17 protein-coding genes, 1 other RNA gene and 2 pseudogenes are annotated in these 17,922 nt (G+C 70.5%); 8 read left to right on the top strand and 12 right to left on the bottom strand.

Annotated features, from left to right (window positions below; all coding sequences use genetic code 11):
* Window positions 1-45: 45 nt before the first annotated feature.
* The 4 genes and pseudogenes from KSF81_RS31340 to hflK all read right to left on the bottom strand — a co-directional run bounded on the left by KSF81_RS31340 (window position 46) and on the right by hflK (window position 3,836).
* On the bottom strand, window positions 46-891 hold the full coding sequence (locus KSF81_RS31340) for a PDZ domain-containing protein (protein WP_309139507.1): 846 nt from the start codon (window positions 889-891) through the stop codon (window positions 46-48).
* A 34-nt stretch (window positions 892-925) separates the two neighbouring features.
* A pseudogene (locus KSF81_RS31335) lies at window positions 926-1,375 on the bottom strand (trypsin-like peptidase domain-containing protein); the annotation flags it as partial.
* A 266-nt stretch (window positions 1,376-1,641) separates the two neighbouring features.
* Complete coding sequence (hflC, locus tag KSF81_RS08460; RefSeq protein ID WP_217378603.1) at window positions 1,642-2,754, bottom strand: protease modulator HflC; 1,113 nt, start codon at window positions 2,752-2,754, stop codon at window positions 1,642-1,644.
* On the bottom strand, window positions 2,751-3,836 hold the full coding sequence (hflK, locus tag KSF81_RS08455) for an FtsH protease activity modulator HflK (RefSeq protein WP_375293312.1): 1,086 nt from the start codon (window positions 3,834-3,836) through the stop codon (window positions 2,751-2,753). The genes hflC and hflK overlap by 4 nt, the downstream gene beginning before the upstream one ends.
* A gap of 314 nt (window positions 3,837-4,150) precedes the next feature.
* Between hflK and KSF81_RS08450 the strand changes: the two genes are divergently transcribed.
* Window positions 4,151-5,311: an Mrp/NBP35 family ATP-binding protein gene (locus tag KSF81_RS08450; RefSeq protein ID WP_217378601.1), complete on the top strand. Its 1,161-nt coding sequence runs from the start codon at window positions 4,151-4,153 to the stop codon at window positions 5,309-5,311.
* 115 nt (window positions 5,312-5,426) lie between these two features.
* On the opposite strand, the gene KSF81_RS08445 is transcribed toward KSF81_RS08450, so the two are convergent.
* The 6 genes from KSF81_RS08445 to thyX all read right to left on the bottom strand — a co-directional run bounded on the left by KSF81_RS08445 (window position 5,427) and on the right by thyX (window position 10,784).
* Window positions 5,427-7,685, bottom strand: coding sequence for a xanthine dehydrogenase family protein molybdopterin-binding subunit (locus KSF81_RS08445; protein ID WP_217378600.1), 2,259 nt, complete (start codon window positions 7,683-7,685; stop codon window positions 5,427-5,429).
* 10 nt (window positions 7,686-7,695) lie between these two features.
* On the bottom strand, window positions 7,696-8,715 hold the full coding sequence (locus tag KSF81_RS08440) for a xanthine dehydrogenase family protein subunit M (RefSeq protein ID WP_217378599.1): 1,020 nt from the start codon (window positions 8,713-8,715) through the stop codon (window positions 7,696-7,698).
* The gene (locus KSF81_RS08435; protein ID WP_217378598.1) at window positions 8,712-9,227 is read right to left on the bottom strand and encodes a (2Fe-2S)-binding protein; all 516 of its coding nucleotides are present in this window, start codon (window positions 9,225-9,227) and stop codon (window positions 8,712-8,714) included. Before KSF81_RS08435 ends, KSF81_RS08440 begins: the two co-directional genes overlap by 4 nt.
* A 151-nt stretch (window positions 9,228-9,378) precedes the next feature.
* Window positions 9,379-9,624 (bottom strand): hypothetical protein, encoded by a 246-nt coding sequence (locus KSF81_RS08430; RefSeq protein WP_217378597.1) that lies wholly within the window; start codon window positions 9,622-9,624, stop codon window positions 9,379-9,381.
* Complete coding sequence (locus tag KSF81_RS08425; protein WP_217378596.1) at window positions 9,621-9,839, bottom strand: hypothetical protein; 219 nt, start codon at window positions 9,837-9,839, stop codon at window positions 9,621-9,623. Before KSF81_RS08425 ends, KSF81_RS08430 begins: the two co-directional genes overlap by 4 nt.
* A 6-nt stretch (window positions 9,840-9,845) precedes the next feature.
* On the bottom strand, window positions 9,846-10,784 hold the full coding sequence (gene thyX, locus KSF81_RS08420) for an FAD-dependent thymidylate synthase (protein ID WP_217378595.1): 939 nt from the start codon (window positions 10,782-10,784) through the stop codon (window positions 9,846-9,848).
* An 82-nt stretch (window positions 10,785-10,866) separates the two neighbouring features.
* Here thyX and ssrA point away from each other — a divergent pair.
* The 7 genes from ssrA (at window position 10,867) to KSF81_RS08385 (ending at window position 16,054) form a co-directional block, all read left to right on the top strand.
* Window positions 10,867-11,189: a transfer-messenger RNA gene (gene ssrA, locus KSF81_RS08415) on the top strand.
* 70 nt (window positions 11,190-11,259) lie between these two features.
* Entirely contained in the window at window positions 11,260-11,766 is a 507-nt protein-coding gene (locus KSF81_RS08410) for an SspB family protein (RefSeq protein WP_217378594.1), read from the top strand.
* A gap of 187 nt (window positions 11,767-11,953) precedes the next feature.
* The gene (locus tag KSF81_RS08405) at window positions 11,954-13,555 is read left to right on the top strand and encodes a fumarate hydratase (RefSeq protein WP_217381617.1); all 1,602 of its coding nucleotides are present in this window, start codon (window positions 11,954-11,956) and stop codon (window positions 13,553-13,555) included.
* Window positions 13,552-13,944, top strand: a complete 393-nt coding sequence (locus tag KSF81_RS08400) for a RidA family protein (RefSeq protein WP_217378593.1) — start codon at window positions 13,552-13,554, stop codon at window positions 13,942-13,944. The genes KSF81_RS08405 and KSF81_RS08400 overlap by 4 nt, the downstream gene beginning before the upstream one ends.
* 2 nt (window positions 13,945-13,946) lie before the next feature.
* Complete coding sequence (locus KSF81_RS08395; protein ID WP_217378592.1) at window positions 13,947-14,345, top strand: VOC family protein; 399 nt, start codon at window positions 13,947-13,949, stop codon at window positions 14,343-14,345.
* Between the two features lie 30 nt (window positions 14,346-14,375).
* Window positions 14,376-15,797, top strand: coding sequence for a lyase family protein (locus tag KSF81_RS08390; RefSeq protein WP_217378591.1), 1,422 nt, complete (start codon window positions 14,376-14,378; stop codon window positions 15,795-15,797).
* The gene (locus KSF81_RS08385; RefSeq protein WP_217378590.1) at window positions 15,794-16,054 is read left to right on the top strand and encodes a ribbon-helix-helix domain-containing protein; all 261 of its coding nucleotides are present in this window, start codon (window positions 15,794-15,796) and stop codon (window positions 16,052-16,054) included. Before KSF81_RS08390 ends, KSF81_RS08385 begins: the two co-directional genes overlap by 4 nt.
* On the opposite strand, the gene maiA is transcribed toward KSF81_RS08385, so the two are convergent.
* Both maiA and KSF81_RS08375 read right to left on the bottom strand, forming a co-directional pair.
* Window positions 16,014-16,649 (bottom strand): maleylacetoacetate isomerase, encoded by a 636-nt coding sequence (gene maiA, locus KSF81_RS08380; RefSeq protein WP_217381616.1) that lies wholly within the window; start codon window positions 16,647-16,649, stop codon window positions 16,014-16,016. The genes KSF81_RS08385 and maiA overlap by 41 nt on opposite strands.
* Window positions 16,649-17,813, bottom strand: a pseudogene (locus KSF81_RS08375) (acyl-CoA dehydrogenase family protein). Before KSF81_RS08375 ends, maiA begins: the two are co-directional and overlap by 1 nt.
* Window positions 17,814-17,922 lie beyond the last annotated feature (109 nt).

The following is a 17,922-nucleotide window of genomic DNA, read 5'->3' as shown; positions in this document are numbered from 1 at the left end:
TCCTGCCCCCCGGCGGGGTGTGGGGGCAGCGCCCCCACCCTTCCTTCAGCCCGGGCTGCCCCGCTCGCCACCACGCAGCCGCAGCGGCACGAAGCGCTGGCCCTGCTGGCTTTCGATCAGGAACAGCGCGGTGGCGCGGTTCTGCCGCCGCAGCGTCTCCAGCCGCGCCAGCAATTCCTGCGGCGTGGTCACACGTTCCTGCTGCACCTCGACGATAACGTCGCCGGCGCGGAGTTCACGTTCCGCCGCCGGGCTGCCGGGCGTGACCTCGGTGATGACCACGCCGCGCTGGTCCGGCTTCAGGCCGAAGCGCTCCCGCGCCTCCGGCGAGATCGGCCCGACGCTCATGCCGAGCCCCGCGAGTTCGGTGGGCCGCGCCTCCGGGCCGGGGGTTGCCGCGGCCTGCTGCGGCTCGGTCGGCAATTCGCCGATCGTGGCGGTCAGCGTCTGCTCGCGGCCGTCGCGCCAGACCACCACTGGCACCTCGCGGCCGACCGGCGTCTCCGCGACGATGCGCGGCAGGGCGCGCATTTCCCGCACCTCCTGGCCGTTGAAGCGCAGGATCACGTCGCCGTTGCGGATGCCGGCCTTGGCCGCCGGCCCATCCTCCTGCGCCCGGGCCACCAGCGCGCCGCGGCCGCCGCCCTGGAGGCCGAGGCTCTCGGCGATCTCGTCCGTCACCTGCTGGATGTTCACGCCGAGCCAGCCGCGGCGCACCTTCCCGCCCTCCTGCAACTGGGCGACGATGTTGCGCGCCAGGTTGGAGGGAATGGAGAAGCCAATGCCGATGGAACCGCCGCTCGGCGAATAGATGGCGGTATTGATCCCCACCACCTTGCCTTCGAGGTTGAACAGCGGTCCGCCGGGAATTGCCGCGGTTGATGGCGGCATCGGTCTGGATGAAGTCGTCATAGAGGCCCTGGCGGATGTCGCGGCCGCGGGCCGAGATGATGCCGGCGGTGACGGTGCCGCCGAGCCCGAAGGGATTGCCGATCGCCAGCACCCAGTCGCCCACCTGGGCGGTGTCGCTGTCGCCGAACTGCACGGCATGCAGCGGCTTGTCGGTCTTGATCCGCAGCACGGCGAGATCGGTGCGCGGGTCGGTGCCCACCAATTCGGCACGGATCGAGGTATTGTCGGCCAGGATGACGTTGATCTCGTCGGCGCCGTCGATGACGTGGTTGTTGGTCACGACGATGCCGGAGGCATCCAGGATGAAGCCGGAGCCGAGAGATTGCGCCCGGCGCGGCCGTTCCGGCGAGGGCCGCGCGCCCGGGCCCTGGCCCTGGCCCTGGCCCTGGCCATCCGGGCGGTTGCGGTTGAAGAAGTCGCGGAAGAATTCCTCGAAGGGGCTGCCGGGCGGGGCCTGGGGCATGTCCGGCGCATCCGGCCGGTTGTTGCGCGCCTGGGCGTTCTGGCTGGTGGAGATGTTCACCACCGCCGGCAGCAATTGGCGGGCCAGCGGCGCGAAGCTGGGGGGCGCGTCCCGCATCGGGGTGGCCGGCGGCGCTGCCTGGGGCGTGGCGGTCCCGGCGGGCGGGGCCGGCAGCGGCAGGGGCGGCGGCGACTGGATCTGGGCCGGCTGGGAGGGAGCCTGGGCCAGCAGGGGCGCGCCAGGCAGGCCAGCGACCGGGCTGGCGATCAGGGCGGCCAGGGCGAGATGGGGCAGGCGCATCGCGGACACCTCGATTGCAATGGGCAGCTCCGCGAGGCGCGGCGCCGTTCAGGGAGAGCCGAAGTCCAGGAGAACTGGGCGCGGGCAGGGCCCGCGGCCATGGGTAGGCGGCCCGGCCTCACCCGATTGTGGGCGGGGTGGGGACCCTCCCCCCACCCCAGGCGCTTCAGCCGCCCCCCCTGCTGCCGTGGAGGCGCCGGCTGGGAGGGCTCGGTATGCTCCGGGATGGACCGGAAATACCGGAAGAAATCCGATTCCGGGCTCAGCAGGAACCGCGCATCGCCCTCCGAGAAGGCTTCCCGCCAGGCCTGCATGGTGCGCCAGAACCGGAAGAATTCCGGGTCCTGCTGGAAGGCCTCGGCGAAGATGCGGATCGCCTGCTGCTCGCCCTGGCCGCGGAGGATATCGGCGCTGGCCTGGGCCTCCGCGAGCAGCACGGTGCGGTCGCGCTCGGCCGCGGCGCGGATGCGCTGCGCCTGTTCGGCACCCTCGGCGCGCTGTTCCCGCGCCACCCGCTCGCGCTCGGACTGCATGCGGGAGAGGATGGCCTGGGTATTCTCCTCCGGCAGATCGGCGCGGCGGATGCGGACATCCACCACCTCGATGCCGAAATTCTTCGCCTCCTCATTCACCCGCTGGCGGATCTCGCCCATGATCCGGGCCCGGTCGGCCGAGAGCACGGAGAGCAATTGCTCGCTGCCCAGCACGTTCCGGAGCGTGGAGGAAACGATCGGCTGGAGGCGGAGGCGGATGCCGCCCTCGGTCGCGCCCACCGTCTGGAAGAAGCGCAGCGGGTCGGTGATGCGGTAGCGGGTGAAGGTATCCACCACGATCCGCCGCTGGTCGCCCAGGATCACCTCCTGGCCCTGCGCGTCATAGTCGAGCAGGCGGCGGTCGAAGCCGATGACGGTCTGGATGAAGGGCAGCTTCCAGCTCAACCCGGGCTGGCGGACCACCCGGATCGGCTCGCCGAACTGGGTGATCAGCACCTGCTGCGTCTGGTGCACGGTGAAGACCGAGGACGCCACCGCGAAGAGCAGGACCAAGCCGAGGCCGGCCAGGACGATCAGGCGGTTCATCGCGGCACCCCCCCACCGGTTCCCGGGCTGGGCCGGCTGGGTTGCTGCAGCATCGGCGGCGCGGCCGAGGTGGCCGGCGGCGTGGCCGGGCGCTGGCCGGCCGGGCGGCCGCCGGCGGGTTCGGTCAGGTTGAGGAAGGGCACCAGCCCTTGCAGCCGGTCATCGACCAGCACCTTCGGGTTGCGCCGCAGGATCTCCTCCATGGTTTCGAGATAGAGGCGCCGCATGGTGATGTCCTGCGCCTGCTGATAGGCGCCGAGCACGCTGAGGAAGCGCCCCGCCTCGCCGCGTGCCCGGGCTTCCTGGCTGTCGCGGAAGCCCTGGGCCTCCTGCACCATGCGCTCGGCCTCGCCGCGGGCGCGCGGGATGATGTCGTTGCGGTAGGCCTCGGCCTCGTTGCGCTGCCTTTCCTTGTCGGCGGCGGCGCGCTGCACGTCGCGGAAGGCCTCGATCACCGCGGCGGGCGGGTCCACCTTCTGCAATTGCACCTGGGTGATCGCGACGCCGGCCCCGTACTGGTCCATGACGGATTGCAGGCCCTGCGCCACCTGCGTCTCGATCTCGGCGCGCGCCTCGGTCAGCGCGGGCTGGATCGGCGTGCGGCCGATCACCTCCCGCATCACGCTTTCGGCGGCGGATTTGATGGTGTTCTCCGGATTGCGGGTATTGAACAGGAATTCCGCGGCATCGCGGATGCGCCAGCGGACCACGAAATCGATGTCGATGATGTTCTCATCGCCGGTCAGCATCAGGCTTTCCTCGAGCACGTCGCGCGCCGAGATGGTGCGGGACGGCGTCGCCTCGCCCGAGCGGAAGCCGATGAAGACCAGGTTCTCGGTGGTGACGCGCGGCGTCAGCACGGATTCGACCGGCCAGGGAATGTGGTAGTTCAGGCCGGGGGTGGCGACGCGGTTCAGGGCGCCGAAGCGCAGCACCACGCCCTGCTCGTCCGGCTGGACCCGGTAGAAGCCGCTGGCCGCCCAGAGCCCCAGCACGATCACCCCGAGGATGGCCAGGCCCCGCCCGCCGCCGGTGCCGCTCGGCAACACGCGGCGCACCGCCTCCTGCGCCTGGCGGATCATGTCGTCGAGATCGGGTCCGCGATTGCCACCGGGTGGGCCCGGTGGCGGCGATCCCCACGGCCCGCCCGGGCGAGGATTGCCCCAGGGGCTGGGTCCGCCGTTGTTCAACGCCATCGCTTGTGCCGGCCTCCGCTGCCTGTCGTTCGGTATTGGTCGCTTCGTCCCGCCGGCGCCCGCCCCCCGGCGGGCCGGGGGCTGGATGCAGGACGGTGCCCGGCCATATGACACACCCGGCCGGGCAACGCATACCCGTGCACGGCGCGGCATGCCATAGACGGCAGCGATATTGTTGGGTTGGGAGGTTCTTTCAAGCGATGGGCGAAGAACTGGTCGAGGCGGTGCGGGCGGCGTTGCGGGCGGTGCGTGATCCGGCAGGCGGGCTGGATGTGGTCGCCTCCGGCATGGTCCAGGGCCTGGCCGCCCGCGACGGGATGGTGCAATTCGCCCTGGCCGTCCCGCGCGAGCGGGCGCGGGAGATGGAGCCGCTGCGCCAGGCGGCGGAGCGCGCCGCCGCCGCGGTGCCGGGCGTGCTGAGCGCGACGGTGGTGCTGACCGCCCATCGCGAGGCCCAGGGGCCGCGGCCGGGCGGCGCGGGGGCAGCGGCACCCGCGGCACCCGCGCCGCATCGCCATGGCGCCCATGGCCACGGTGCCAGGACCCCGGCCGGCCAGGGCGCCATGCTGCTGCCCGAGGTGGGGAAGATCATCGCCGTGGCCTCCGGCAAGGGCGGCGTCGGCAAATCGACCACGGCGGTGAACCTCGCCGTGGCGCTGGCGGCGCAGGGCCTCAGGGTCGGGCTGCTGGATGCCGATATATACGGCCCCTCCCTGCCGCAGATGCTGGGCGCGCGGGAGAAGCCGCGCACCGAGGGCCAGCGCATCATCCCCCTCCAGCGCTGGGGGTTGAAGGCGATGTCGATCGGCTTCCTGGTCGATGAGGAGACGCCGATGATCTGGCGCGGCCCCATGGTGATGGGCGCGCTGGAGCAATTGATGGGCCAGGTGGAGTGGGGCGCGCTGGATGTCATGGTGGTGGACATGCCGCCCGGCACCGGCGACGCGCAGCTCACCATGAGCCAGCGGGTGCCGCTGGCCGGCGCGGTGATCGTCTCCACGCCCCAGGACGTGGCGCTGCTGGATGCGCGGCGGGGCGTGAAGATGTTCGAGCGGGTGAACGTGCCGGTGCTCGGCGTGGTCGAGAACATGTCCTATTACTGCTGCCCGAATTGCGGGCATCGGGCGGAGCTCTTCGGCCATGGTGGGGCGCGCGCCGAGGCGCAGCGGCTGGGCGTGGAATTCCTCGGCGAATTGCCGCTGAAGCTGGCGATCCGCGAGCTGGCCGATGCCGGCACGCCGATCGTCGCCGCCCGGCCGGAGACCGAGGAGGCGGCGGCCTACCGGGCCATCGCGGCCCGGCTCTGGGCGAAGCTGCAGGGCGAGGGCGCGGCGGCGGGACCGCGGATCGTGGTGGAGTAGCGCCGCCTGGCTTTAGAGCGTGATCGCTTGAGGTGCTCGCACCGAAAAGCGTGAATCACGCGATCAAACAAAGGCCTGGAGCATGATGCGTGAACGAAGGTGAACGCAGCATGCTCTAACGCGCGCGCTCCGCCGGTGGGCGCTCCAGCAGCTTGTCCAGCGTGATGGGCAGGTCGCGGATGCGCTTGCCGGTGGCGTGGTGGATGGCATTGGCGATCGCCGCGGCGGTGCCGACGATGCCGATCTCGCCCAGGCCCTTCACGCCGATCGGGCTGGTCCTGCTGTCCTGCTCCTCCACGAAGATCACGTCGATATCATGGACATCGGCATTCACCGGCACATGGTACTCGGCGAGGTTGTGGTTCATGAAGCGGCCGAGCCGGTGGTCGGCCAGCGTCTCCTCCTCCAGTGCCATGCCCATCCCCCAGACCACGCCGCCGATGACCTGGCTGCGCGCGGTCTTCGGATTGAGGATCTTCCCCGCCGCCACCGCCGTCACGATGCAGGTGACTCGGAGGACGCCCAGCTCCTCGTCCACCCGGACCTCGGCGAAGATCGCGGAATGTGTATAGGAGGAGTAGCGCTTCTGGTTGGCCTTGTCCGGGCTCGCGGTCTGCTCGTGCTCGATGCGCTCGGCGCCGCCGGCGCGCATCGCCTCGATGAGGCCGATCCCGCGGTCCGGGTCGGCGGCCAGGACGATGCGGCCATCCACGAAGGCCACATGGTCGAGATCGGCATTGCCGAGCGGCGAGCCCTCGGCGCCGCGCGCGTGCCGGAACAGCGTCTCGCGCACCGCATGGCAGGCGGCCTGCACGGCGGAGCCGGCCGAGGCGGCGGTCCAGGAGCCGCCCTCGATGGGCGATTTCGGCAATGAGCTGTCGCCGATCCGCACGGTGACGCTCTCCATCGGCAGGCCGAAGGCATCGGCGGCGATCTGCGCCAGGATGGTATAGGTGCCGGTGCCGATATCGGCGGTCGCGGTCGCCACCTCCAGCCGGCCATCGGCGGTGAGCACCGCGCGGGCGCTGGTCTGCTGCATCTGCGCCTCCCACACGCCGCTCGCCAGGCCCCAGCCGACCAGCTCGCGGCCCTCGCGCATGGAGCGGGGGGCGGCGCTGCGGCGCGACCAGCCGAAGCGCTCGGCGCCGAGCCGGTAGGCGGCGCGCAGTTCCTTGCTGGTATAGGGCTTGCCCTCGTTCTCGTCCGTTTCCGCGTAGTTTTTCAGCCGGAGTTCGAGCGGATCGATCCCGGCCTTGTCTGCCAGCTCGTCCATGGCGGATTCCAGCGCGAAGACGCCGAGCGGGGCACCCGGCGCGCGCATGTCGGCGGGCGTGTGGATGTCAAGCTGCGCGAGCTTGTAGCCCAGTTCGACATTGTCGCAGTGGTAGAGCAGGCCGGACCAGTTGACCACGACCTCCTGGTGGTCCTCGAAGCGCGAGGTGGCGCCGATGGCATCGTGCCGGATGGCGCGCAGCATGCCGTCCGCCGCAGCGCCGAGCGCCACCTGGTTGATCGTCTCCGGCCGGTGGCTGAAGGTGAACATCTGGTCGCGCGTCAGCACCACGCGCACCGAGCGCTTCAGCGCCAGCGCCGCCATCACCGCGAGGAAAAGCTGGTATTGCGGCCGCAGCCCCGAGCCGAAGGCGCCGCCGACGAAGGGCGAGACGACCCGGACATCCTCCTTCGACAGGCCGAAGACATTGCAGATATAGCCCTGGCTGTTCAGCACCCCCTGGATCTTGTCATGGACGGTGAGCTTGCCGCCGCCCTCCCACACCACCGTCGTGGCGTGCATCTCCATGGGGTTGTGGTGCTCGGTGGCGATCCGGTACTCCGCCTCCACCCGCAGCGGCGCCTCGGCCAACGCCGCGACCGCATCGCCGCGCGGCTTCGGCGGCGGGCTGATGCCGGAACGCCGCTTCGGCGGCACATAGGCATCCTCCCGCGCGCGCAGCAGATCCGTCTCATGCGCCCCGGCCTCGTATTCCACCCGCACCAGGGAGGCGGCGTGGCGGGCGGTGCCGGAATCCTCGGCCACCACCAGCGCCACGGGCTGGCCGCTGTAGAGGATGGTCTCGTCATAGAGGGGCCGGAAGGGGGAGCCGGGCGGCGCCACCTCGTCGCGGTGCTTGTAGTCGAACCAGGCCGTGCGCGGCCGGTTCTCATGCGTGAAGACCTCCAGCACGCCGGGGACGGCGCAGGCCGCCGTGGTGTCGATGCCGGTGATCCGCCCGCGGGCGATGGCGCCCGAGACGACATGGCCATGGGCCAGGCCGGGGGCAGGGAATTCGGCGGCGTATTTCGCCTCGCCCGTCACCTTGGCGCGGCCATCCACGCGGCTGCGCGGGGCGCCGACATGCGGTTCCTTGAGCATGGCCGATATCCTATCGAATACGCTTGTCGGTCTGGGATTGCGGCGTGCCTGCCGCGGCCTGGGACAGCGCGCGCAGGATCGCCCGCCGGGCGAGATCGATCTTGAAATCATTGTGGCCATGGCCCTGCGCGCCCGCCAGGAGCCGGTCGGCCGCCAGGGCGAAGCTCGCCGCCTCCGCCGGCTGGCCCGCCAGCGCCGCCTCCGCCTCCGGCATGCGCCAGGGCTTGTGCGCCACGCCCCCGAGCGCGATCCGTGCCCGGGCGATCCGCCCGCCATCCAGCTCCAGCGCGGCGGCGACGGAGACCAGGGCGAAGGCGTAGGAGAGGCGGTCGCGCAGCTTCAGGTAGGTGTGGTGTTCCGCGAAGCCCTCCGGCGGCAATTCGACGGCGGTGATAATCTCATCCTGGCAGAGAGTGGTGTCGCGTTCCGGGTGGTCGCCGGGCAGGCGATGGAACTCGGCGAAGGGGATGGCACGCTCGCCACCTGGTCCGGCGACCTGCACCACGGCTTCCAGTGCCGCGAGCGCCACGCACATGTCGGAGGGATGCGTCGCAATGCAATGCTCGCTGGTGCCGAGGATGGCATGGATGCGGTTGACGCCCCCGATCGCGGGACAGCCCGAGCCGGGCTCGCGCTTGTTGCAGGGCGTGGCGGCGTCGTAGAAGTAGTAGCATCGCGTTCGTTGCAGCAGGTTGCCGCCGGTGGAGGCGGCATTGCGGAGCTGCGGCGAGGCGCCGGCCAGGACCGCGCTGGCGAGCAGCGGGTAGCGGCGCCCGATCCGCGCATCATAGGCGATGGCGGTATTGCTCACCAGCGCACCGATCCGCAGCCCGCCCGCCGCGGTTTCCTCGATCGCATCGAGACCGGGGAGGCGTGTGACATCGACCAGCCGCGTCGGCCGCTCGACATCGTATTTCATCAGGTCGACGAGATTGGTGCCGCCGGCGATGAACCTGGCCCCGGGATCACGGGCGATCTCGCGCAGCGCCCCGGCCAGGTCGGCGGGCCGGGCATAGGTGAAGCGGTTCATGGCGCCGGCTCCCCGCCCGAAGCCATCACCTGCTCGATCGCCGCGACGATATTGGGATAGGCGCCGCAACGGCAGATATTGCCGCTCATCAGCTCGCGGATCTCGTCTGGATTCTGCGCGTGGTCCTCCTCCAGCAGGGCGATCGCCGAGCAGATCTGGCCGGGCGTGCAATAGCCGCACTGGAAGGCGTCCTGCTCGATGAAGGCCGTCTGCATCGGGTGCAGCGTGCCATCGGCGGCGGCGAGGCCCTCGATGGTGGTGACGCTCGCCCCGTCCTGCATCACGGCGAGTGCCAGGCAGGAATTCACCCGCCGGCCGTCGAGCAGCACGGTGCAGGCGCCGCACTGGCCATGGTCGCAGCCCTTCTTGGTGCCGGTGAGGCCGAGTTCCTCCCGCAGCAGGTCGAGCAGCGTCGTCCAGGGCTCCAGCGCCAGGGAGCGGGGCTTGCCGTTCACCGTGAGGGTGATCGTCACCCGGTCCGGCTCGGCTTGGGGCGTGGCTTGGGTGGGCATGGGGCTTGCCTTCCAGGGACTCGCGGGCCGGAGGCCAGTCCGGACGGGGTGGGGAACAGGCGCGCAACGCGCGGTCCCTTGGCGCCGTTCCGGAGCGATCCGCGGAACGGGCTCCGGATTTGACCCGAGCCGGCCTGCTAAGGCCCGCCGGTCAGCGCCCCGGCATGGTCCAGCGTCCCAACCAGAAGCCCAGCATCAAGGTGCCGCCGAGCAGCGCCACCACCTCGCCGAACATCGCATGCGCCAGCGGCAGGCCGAGCAGCACCGCCGCCACCAGCAACGCCACCCGCACCCAGCGGGCGCGGCGGCTGAGCGCGGCGGGCGCGGGTTTGGCGCGGGGCCGGGCCGCGGGGCGCGGGGCCGCGGCACGGGGTACCGCGCGGCGGGCGGCGGTCACGGGACCGGCCGGTGCGCCATGGCCCGGCCGATCGCGATGCCGAGGACCAGCGCCAGCACCACTCCCAGCACCGGCGCCCCGAACAGGAAGGTCACCAGCCCCCAGACCGCGCCGGCCACCGCCAGCGTCACCCAGATGGCGAGCGCCATCCCCATGACCAGCAGCGCCACCGGCAAGCCGAATACCAGCAGCAGGCCGAGCAGGATCCAGCCCATGCGCCGTTATCCCTCCCGCTCCAGCATCTCCATCAACTCCCGCCATTCCCGCTTGGAAAGGCCGCTGCCCGGTTGCGCCACCGCTTCGCCGGCCAGCATCCGCCGCACCACGGCCAGCATCTGGGCGGAGAAGCTCACCGCGCCCATGCGGTAGTCGCGAAAAGCCTCGAAGGCCATCGGCACCCAGGCCTGCACGGTCTGCAGCATCGCCTCGGCATAGACGCGGATCTCGTGCTGGGCATGGGCATCGGCGCGGAGCGAGAGGAAGTGGAACAGGTTGTGGAGGTCGGTCTTCCAGTACCACTGGGTATAGGTGTTCAGCGTCAGGTTCATCCGCGCCAGCTCCCGCGCCAGGCCCTGGCGGGCGGGGTCGAGCGGGTTGCCCTCCGCGTCCTCGTTCAGCATCTCGGCGTAATGGTCGTAGGTCCGGGTCGCGTCCTGGCGCAGCAGGTCGAGCACGTGGGCGGCCTCGGCGCCGGCCAGCACCTCGCCCCGGCCCTGGCGGTTGCTGGCGGATTGCGCGGCCAGGTGCTCCGGCGCCGGGATGTAGAATTCACGGTCCAGGATGGAATAGCGGGCGCTGTATTCGTTGATGTTCGCGGTGCGGTGCCGGATCCACTGCCGCGCCACGAAGATCGGCAGCTTCACATGGTACTTGATCTCGCACATCTCGAAGGGGGTCGAGTGCCGGTGCCGCATCAGGTAGCGGATCAGCCCGCGGTCCTCATTCGCCGCCCTGGTGCCGCGGCCATAGGAGACGCGGGCGGCCTGCACCACCGCCGCATCGTCGCCCATGTAGTCGATCACCCTGAGGAAGCCGTGGTCCAGCACCGGCAGGGGCTGGAACAGCAAGGCTTCCAGCGCCGGGACGGTGGGGCGGCGCGTCTGGCCCAGGGCATCGCGCGCGGCCTCGATCTCCTGCTGCTGCTCGGTCGTCAGCGCCATGCGCGAGGTCCCCTGGATGCGAAACGGCGGCGAGGCATAGCGCGCGGGCGCGCCCTGCGCCACAGGGACGACGCATCGAGCCCCCCTCGATTTCCGGCACGGGACCACCTATATTCACTTCGCCGCCTCGGCGGCTATGGCGATAAACACGGCTTGGCATAAGCGTTGCGGACCCGGGGGCAGTGCCCGGCGCCTCCACCATTCAGCCCCTCGGTTCCGGGGCGGCATGGGGGCGAAACAGGCTCGACGCGCGTGGTAAAGAGGCCGCTTTTGCCCGGCATGGTTCCGCCGTCATCGGGCCATTGATAAGTGCGAACGATAACAGCCGCGAGGCTGTCGCACTCGCTGCCTAGGAATAGGTAAGCGCGGTTCGGGGGGGCACCGGGCAACAGAAGCCCCCCCACTTTCGCCGAATTTCACGCTCCCACTTTCGCGAACGCGGATTCTCGCCTATGGTCAGCGGGAAGGTGGATTCATGAGCGACAACAATACTGCCCCGACCGAGAGCCTTCTGCCCTATGCCCAATGGACCGAGGAGGCGCTGCGCGCCGTGGTCCAGGACGCGCTGGTCCATGTCGGCAAGCATGGCCTGCCGGGCGATCACCATTTCTACCTGACCTTCCGCACCGACCATCCCGGGGTCTCCATCCCCGGCCATCTCCGGGCGCGCTACCCCAAGGAGATGACCATCGTGCTGCAGCACCGGTTCTGGGACCTGGCGGTGGACAAGGCGGCGGGCAGCTTCTCGGTCGGCCTGTCCTTCGGCGGCGTGCCCTCCATGCTGACCGTGCCCTTCGCGGCGCTGACCGCCTTCGCCGACCCGCATGTGCGCTTCGGCCTGCGCTTCCAGGGCACCGCGCCGGACATCGCAGCCGCCGAGGAGCCGGCCGCGTCCGAACCGGCGCCGGACGGAGCGAAGCCCGAGCCCAAGCCGCAGGTGGTCAGCCTGGACGCCTTCCGGCGCCGGCCCGCCCGGGACTGACTCGGCGGCCGGCCCGCCCGGCCGCCTGGCCCGTTGGCTTGCGGGCTGCGCTGCTGTAAGCCCCGCGTGACCTGACCGCGCCGCCCCACCAGGCGGCGCCAGTTCGCGGAGACCGCCCGTGACCCCACCGCTTGATGCCGCCGAGGCGGCCGCCCCGGCCCGCCCGGCCGGCTTCCTCTACAGCCCGATGTTCCCGCTCGGCGAGGACACCACCCCCTGGCGGAAACTGCCCATCGAGGGCGTCTCCACCATCGAGGTCGAGGGCCGGCCCGTGCTGAAGGTGACGCCGGCGGCGCTGGAGGCGCTGGCCTTCCAGGCCTGCAAGGAAGTGTCCCACCTGCTGCGGCCGGGCCATCTGCGGCAGCTCGCGAATATCCTGCAGGACCCCGAGGCCAGCGCGAATGACCGCTTCGTGGCGCTCGACCTGCTGAAGAACGCCAATATCGCGGCCGGTGGCGTGCTGCCCATGTGCCAGGACACCGGCACCGCCATCGTCTTCGGCAAGAAGGGCCAGCGGGTCTGGGTGCAGGGCGACGAGGAGGAGGCGCTCAGCTACGGCGTCCACCGCACCTATACCGAGACCAACCTGCGCTATTCGCAGATGGCGCCGCTTTCCATGTTCGAGGAGGTGAATACCGGCAACAACCTGCCGGTGGACTTCTCCATCATGGCCGCGCCCGGCGAGCATCATGCGGACGAGTTCCACCTGATGTTCGTGCTGAAGGGCGGCGGCAGCGCCAACAAGACCTTCCTCTACCAGCAGACCCGCGCCGTGCTGAACAAGCCGAAGCTGCTGGCTTTCATCGAGGAGAAGGTGAAGACGCTGGGCACCTCCGCCTGCCCGCCCTACCACCTGGCGATCGTCATCGGCGGCACCACGGCCGAGACCAACCTCAAGACGGTGAAGCTCGCCAGCACCCGCTGGCTGGATGCGCTGCCGACCAGCGGCGACAAGTCCGGCCACGCCTTCCGCGACCCGGCGCTGGAGGCGGAGGTGCACAAGCTGACGCAGAACCTCGGCATCGGCGCGCAATTCGGCGGCAAGTATTTCTGCCATGATGTGCGCGTCATCCGCCTGCCCCGGCATGGCGCCAGCCTGCCGATCGGCATCGGCGTCTCCTGCTCCGCCGACCGCCAGGTAAAGGCCAAGATCACGCCGGAGGGCGTGTTCCTGGAGCAGTTGGAGCACGACCCGGCGAAATACCTGCCGGAAGCCACGGACGGCATCCTGGGCGGCGAGGTCGTGAGGATCGACCTGAACCGGCCGATGAGCGAGATTCGCGCCACCCTGTCGAAATGCCCGGTGAAGACCCGCGTCTCGCTGACCGGCACCGTGGTCGTGGCGCGCGACATCGCCCATGCCAGGTTGCAGGAACGGCTGGATGCCGGCCAGGGCCTGCCGGACTACCTGAAGAACCACCCGGTCTATTACGCTGGCCCGGCCAAGACGCCGGAAGGCTATGCCACCGGCAGCTTCGGCCCGACCACCGCCGGGCGCATGGACAGCTATGTGGAGGCCTTCCAGGCCGCCGGCGGCAGCCTGGTGATGCTGGCCAAGGGCAACCGGAGCAAGGCCGTGCGGAATGCCTGCCAGAAATACGGCGGCTTCTATCTCGGCAGCGTCGGCGGCCCGGCGGCGCGGCTGGCGCAGGACTGCATCCGCAAGGTCGAGGTGCTGGAATACCCGGAACTCGGCATGGAGGCGGTGTGGCGGATCGAGGTGGAGGATTTCCCGGCCTTCATCGTGATGGACGACAAGGGGAATGATTTCTACGAGGGGCTGGAGTGACCCGCCGCCGCATCTCCTCCGGCAGCCGCTTCGAGGAGGAGATCGGCTATAGCCGTGCCGTGGTGGATGGCGACCATGTCTGGGTTTCCGGCACCACGGGCTACGACTATGCGGCCATGACCATCGCCGATGACGTGGTGGCGCAGGCCGAGCAGTGCTTCCGCAACATCGAGCAAGCGCTCGCCCAGGCCGGCGCCAGCCTCGACGACGTGGTGCGCGTGCTCTTCATCGTGCCGCGGCGGGAGGATTGGCAGCCCTGCTGGCCGGTGGTGAAGACGTGGCTGGGCAAGGCCCGCCCGGCCTCCACCCTCATCCATGCCGGATTGCAGACCGACGCCATGCGGATCGAGATTGAGGTCACGGCCCGCCTGCCGCAGGGGAACCCATAAAGATGCGCTTTGCCGTGGACCGCCTGGACCACCTGGTCATCAACTGCCGCGACGTGGAGATCATGGCTTCCTGGTACCAGCGCGTGCTGGGCATGGACCGCGAGGCCTTCGGCGAAGGGCGCCGCACCGCCCTGAAATTCGGCGGCCAGAAGCTCAACCTGCGGCCGCATGACGCGCCGGCGGAGGAATGGATCGCCGCGGCGGAGTGCCGCCCGGGCACCCAGGATCTCTGCTTCATCGTGGCCTTCAATGCCGCCGATGTGGTGGGGCACCTGCATGGTTGCGGCGTGATGATCGAGCAGGGGCCGGTGGCCAAGGTGGGGGCGCTCGGCCCCATCATGTCGGTCTATTGCCGCGATCCCGATGGAAACCTGATCGAGATCTCCACCTATTCAGGCTAGGCCCGCGCGATGCGGGATGGAGGATGCGCGATGAGCGAAGGCAGCACCACCCGCGCCGAAACCGACTCGCTGGGCACCATCGAAATCCCGGCCGACCGCTACTGGGGGCCGCAGACCGAACGTGCCCGGCAATTGTTCCGCATCGGCTCGGAACGCTTCCCGCCGGCGCTGATCCGCGCCGTCGGGCTGCAGAAATGGGCCTGCGCCGAGGCGAACCAGCGGCTCGGCGAATTGCCCGCGGAGATCGCGGAGCCCATCAAGCAGGCGGCGCAGGAGATCGCGGACGGCAAGCGCGACGCCGAATTCCCCCTGCCGGTCTGGCAGACCGGCAGCGGCACCCAGACCAACATGAACGCCAACGAGGTCATCGCCAACCGGGCGAACGAAATCCTCGGCCAGCCGCTCGGCAGCCGCAAGCCGGTGCATCCGAACGACCACGTCAATCGCGGCCAGTCCTCCAACGACAATTTCCCCACCATGATGCACATCGCCGCGGTGGAGATGGTGGAGGGGCGGCTGCTGCCGGCGCTCGGCCGGCTGCATGCCAGCCTGTGGAAACGCTCGGAGGAATGGGCCGGGATCGTGAAGGTCGGCCGAACGCATCTGATGGATGCGGTGCCGGTGACGCTCGGCCAGGAATTCGGCGCCTGGGCGCGGCAGGTGGAACTCGGCCAGGCGCGGCTGCGCGATGTCCTGCCGCGGCTGCTGGCGCTGCCGCAGGGCGGCACGGCGGTGGGCACCGGGCTCAACCGGCACCGGGATTTCGACCGGGTCTTCTGCGAGATCATCGCCGGGCGCACCGGCCTCGCCTTCACGCCCAACCTGAACAAGTTCGAGGGCATGGGGGCGCATGACGCCTTCGTGGAATTGTCGGGCGCGATGAACACCATCGCCGTTTCGCTGAACAAGCTGGCCAACGACATCCGCCTGCTCGGCAGCGGCCCGCGTTCCGGCTTCGCCGAGCTGGTGATCCCGGCCGATGGGCTTTCCAGCAGCATCATGCCCGGCAAGACCAACCCGACCCAGTCGGAGGCGCTCAGCATGGTCTGCGCCCAGGTGATGGGCAACAACGCCACCGTCACGGTGGCGGGGGCGCAGGGGCACCTCGAACTCAATGTCTTCAAGCCGGTCATCATCCAGGCCGTGCTGCAATCGGCCACCCTGCTGGCCGATGCCGCCGAGAGCTTCGCCACGCATATGGTTGCGAAGCTGGAGCCGAACCGCGAGCGCATCGCCGAGAACCTGGCCAAGTCGCTCATGCTGGTGACGGCGCTCAACCCGCGCATCGGCTATGACAAGGCGGTGGCGATCGGCAAGAAGGCGCTGGCCGAGAACCTCACCCTGCGCGACGCGGCGGCGCAGCTCGGCCATGTCCAGCCCGAGGACTTCGACCGCTGGGTACGGCCGGAGGAGATGGTGGAACCGGGCGCCACGCTGGACGGGGGCGGGTGAGCGGGGCCGCCCGCCACCTCCGCAAGCGCAGCTTCCAGCTTGCCGGGCACCGCACCTCGGTGGCGCTGGAGCCGGAATTCTGGGCCGTGCTGGAGGCCGCGGCGGGGCGGCGCGGCCAGAGCCTGGCCGGGCTGGTGGCGGTGCTGGACGCGGCGCGGGCCGACCCCGCGCAACCACTGGCCAGCGCGCTCCGGGTCTTCGCCCTGGCGGAATCGGCTATTCCGCGTCCGGCTGCCGCTCCGGCGCGGTTTCCGTGAAGGCGGGCATGGTGAGGCAGGCTGCCTCCGCCGCCAGCAGCCGCGGCATGGCGTTCAGTTCCACGCCGAAGCGCCGCGCATTGTAGATCTGCGGCACCAGGCAGAGATCGGCCAGGCCAGGCCGGTCGCCGAAGCAGAAGGGGCCGGCGCCATCGGCGCGCGCCAGCGCCTCGCAGGCCGCGAGCCCCTCGGCGATGGTGTCATGCGCCCAGGCATTGGCCTGGTCCTGGTTGAGGCCAAGGGCTTTCAGCCGGTTCAGCACCCGCAGGTTCTGCACCGGATGGATCTCGCAGGCGATGGCCTGGGCGAAGGCCCGCACCCGGGCGCGCGGCGCGGCCTCGGCCGGCAGCAGCGGCGGCGCGGGATGCGTCTCCTCCAGGTATTCGCAGATCGCCAGCGACTGCGTCAGCACCGCGCCATCCGCCAGCCGCAGTGCCGGCACCAACCCCTGCGGGTTCAGCGCCAGGAATTCCGGGGCGCGCTGCTCGTCGCGGCGGAGGTGGCGGAATTGCTGCTCCGCCGCGATGCCCTTCAGATGCAGCGCGATCCGCACCCGCCAGGCGGCGGAGGAGCGGAAATAGCCGAAAAGCTGCATCATGCCCGCCGGCCCAGCATCTGCCGCGCCACGATCAGCCGCATGATCTCGTTGGTGCCCTCCAGGATGCGGTGCACCCGGAGGTCCCGCACGATCTTCTCGATGCCGTATTCCGCCAGGTAGCCATAGCCGCCGAGCAATTGCAGCGCGTCATCGGCCACGCGATGCGCCGTGTCGGTGACGAAGCGCTTGGCCATGGCGCAGAAGGCGGTGGCATCCGGCGCCTTGGCATCCAGCTTGGCGCAGGCGCGCCAGAGCAGGCTGCGCGCCGCCTCCAGCTCGGTCTGCATATCGGCCAGGCGGAACTGGGTATTCTGGAAATCGGCGATGGCGCGGCCGAAGGCGCGGCGCTCCTGCACATAGGCCAGCGCCTTCTCCAGCGCCGCCTGGGCGCCGCCGAGCGAGCAGGCGGCGATGTTCAACCGCCCGCCATCCAGCCCCGCCATGGCGAAGCGGAAGCCCTCCCCCCTCAGCGCCGAGCAGCGCCTCGGCCGGGACGCGAGCGCCCTCGAAGATCACGCTGCGGGTCGGCTGGGCGTTCCAGCCCATCTTCGCCTCGTTCTTGCCGAAGGAGAGGCCGGGCGTCTCCTTCGGCACCAGCAGCGCGGAGATGCCGCCGGGCCCCTCGCCCCCGGTGCGCACCATGGTGAGGTAGAGGTCGGCGGCGCCGGCGCCGGAGATGAATTGCTTGCTGCCGTCCAGCACATAGGCATCGCCCTCGCGGCGCGCCCGGGTCCGCAGCGCGGCGGCATCGGAGCCCGAGCCCGGCTCGGTCAGGCAGTAGCTGGCGACCAGCCGCATCGGCACAAGTTCCGGCAGCCAGCGGGCGCGCTGCGCGTCATCGCCGAAACGGTCGATCATCCAGGCGACCATGTTGTGGATGGAAAGGAAGGCGGAGATGGTGGGGCAGCCCATCGCCAGCGCCTCGAAGACCACCGCGGCGTCGAGCCGCGTGAGGCCGGCGCCACCCGATTCCTCCCGGACATAGAGCGCGGCCATGCCCAGCGCCGCCGCCTCGCGCAGCTCCGCCACCGGGAAGTGCCTGGCCTGGTCCCATTCCAGGGCGCGCGGCGCGAGGGTCTCCTGGGCGAAGGCCAGCGCGGTGTCGCGCAGCTCGCGCGTGGCCTCGGGCAGGTCGAAGGCACCTGGCTGGTCGAGCGGCATGTCCTGTCCTCCGGCCCGCATCATCGCCGGGCAGCCATGGTCGCGTCCAGCGCCGGGACATGCCGGCAGCCGCCCCGGCCGGCTCCGCAAACCTGCGTGCACCGGCGCC

The organism is Siccirubricoccus sp. G192 (assembly GCF_019084075.1).
Lineage (GTDB): Bacteria > Pseudomonadota > Alphaproteobacteria > Acetobacterales > Acetobacteraceae > G192.
The sequence above is the reverse complement of the archived record's forward strand: the minus strand, read 5'-3'. Positions and strand labels throughout refer to the sequence as shown.

Bases quoted from the DNA above. Each gene is read 5' to 3' on its own strand.
- hflK (WP_375293312.1), bottom strand. From the start codon at position 3,836: ATGATCCGCCAGGCGCAGGAGGCGGTGCGCCGCGTGTTGCCGAGCGGC.
- KSF81_RS31340 (WP_309139507.1), bottom strand. From the start codon at position 891: ATGCCGCCATCAACCGCGGCAATTCCCGGCGGACCGCTGTTCAACCTC.
- KSF81_RS08425 (WP_217378596.1), bottom strand. From the start codon at position 9,839: ATGGGCTGGATCCTGCTCGGCCTGCTGCTGGTATTCGGCTTGCCGGTG.
- KSF81_RS08410 (WP_217378594.1), top strand. From the start codon at position 11,260: ATGAGCGACAACAATACTGCCCCGACCGAGAGCCTTCTGCCCTATGCC.
- KSF81_RS08405 (WP_217381617.1), top strand. From the start codon at position 11,954: ATGTTCCCGCTCGGCGAGGACACCACCCCCTGGCGGAAACTGCCCATC.
- KSF81_RS08450 (WP_217378601.1), top strand. From the start codon at position 4,151: ATGGGCGAAGAACTGGTCGAGGCGGTGCGGGCGGCGTTGCGGGCGGTG.
- KSF81_RS08440 (WP_217378599.1), bottom strand. From the start codon at position 8,715: ATGAACCGCTTCACCTATGCCCGGCCCGCCGACCTGGCCGGGGCGCTG.
- maiA (WP_217381616.1), bottom strand. From the start codon at position 16,649: ATGCAGCTTTTCGGCTATTTCCGCTCCTCCGCCGCCTGGCGGGTGCGG.
- KSF81_RS08445 (WP_217378600.1), bottom strand. From the start codon at position 7,685: ATGCTCAAGGAACCGCATGTCGGCGCCCCGCGCAGCCGCGTGGATGGC.
- KSF81_RS08395 (WP_217378592.1), top strand. From the start codon at position 13,947: ATGCGCTTTGCCGTGGACCGCCTGGACCACCTGGTCATCAACTGCCGC.
- thyX (WP_217378595.1), bottom strand. From the start codon at position 10,784: ATGGCGCTGACGACCGAGCAGCAGCAGGAGATCGAGGCCGCGCGCGAT.
- hflC (WP_217378603.1), bottom strand. From the start codon at position 2,754: ATGAACCGCCTGATCGTCCTGGCCGGCCTCGGCTTGGTCCTGCTCTTC.
- KSF81_RS08435 (WP_217378598.1), bottom strand. From the start codon at position 9,227: ATGCCCACCCAAGCCACGCCCCAAGCCGAGCCGGACCGGGTGACGATC.
- KSF81_RS08390 (WP_217378591.1), top strand. From the start codon at position 14,376: ATGAGCGAAGGCAGCACCACCCGCGCCGAAACCGACTCGCTGGGCACC.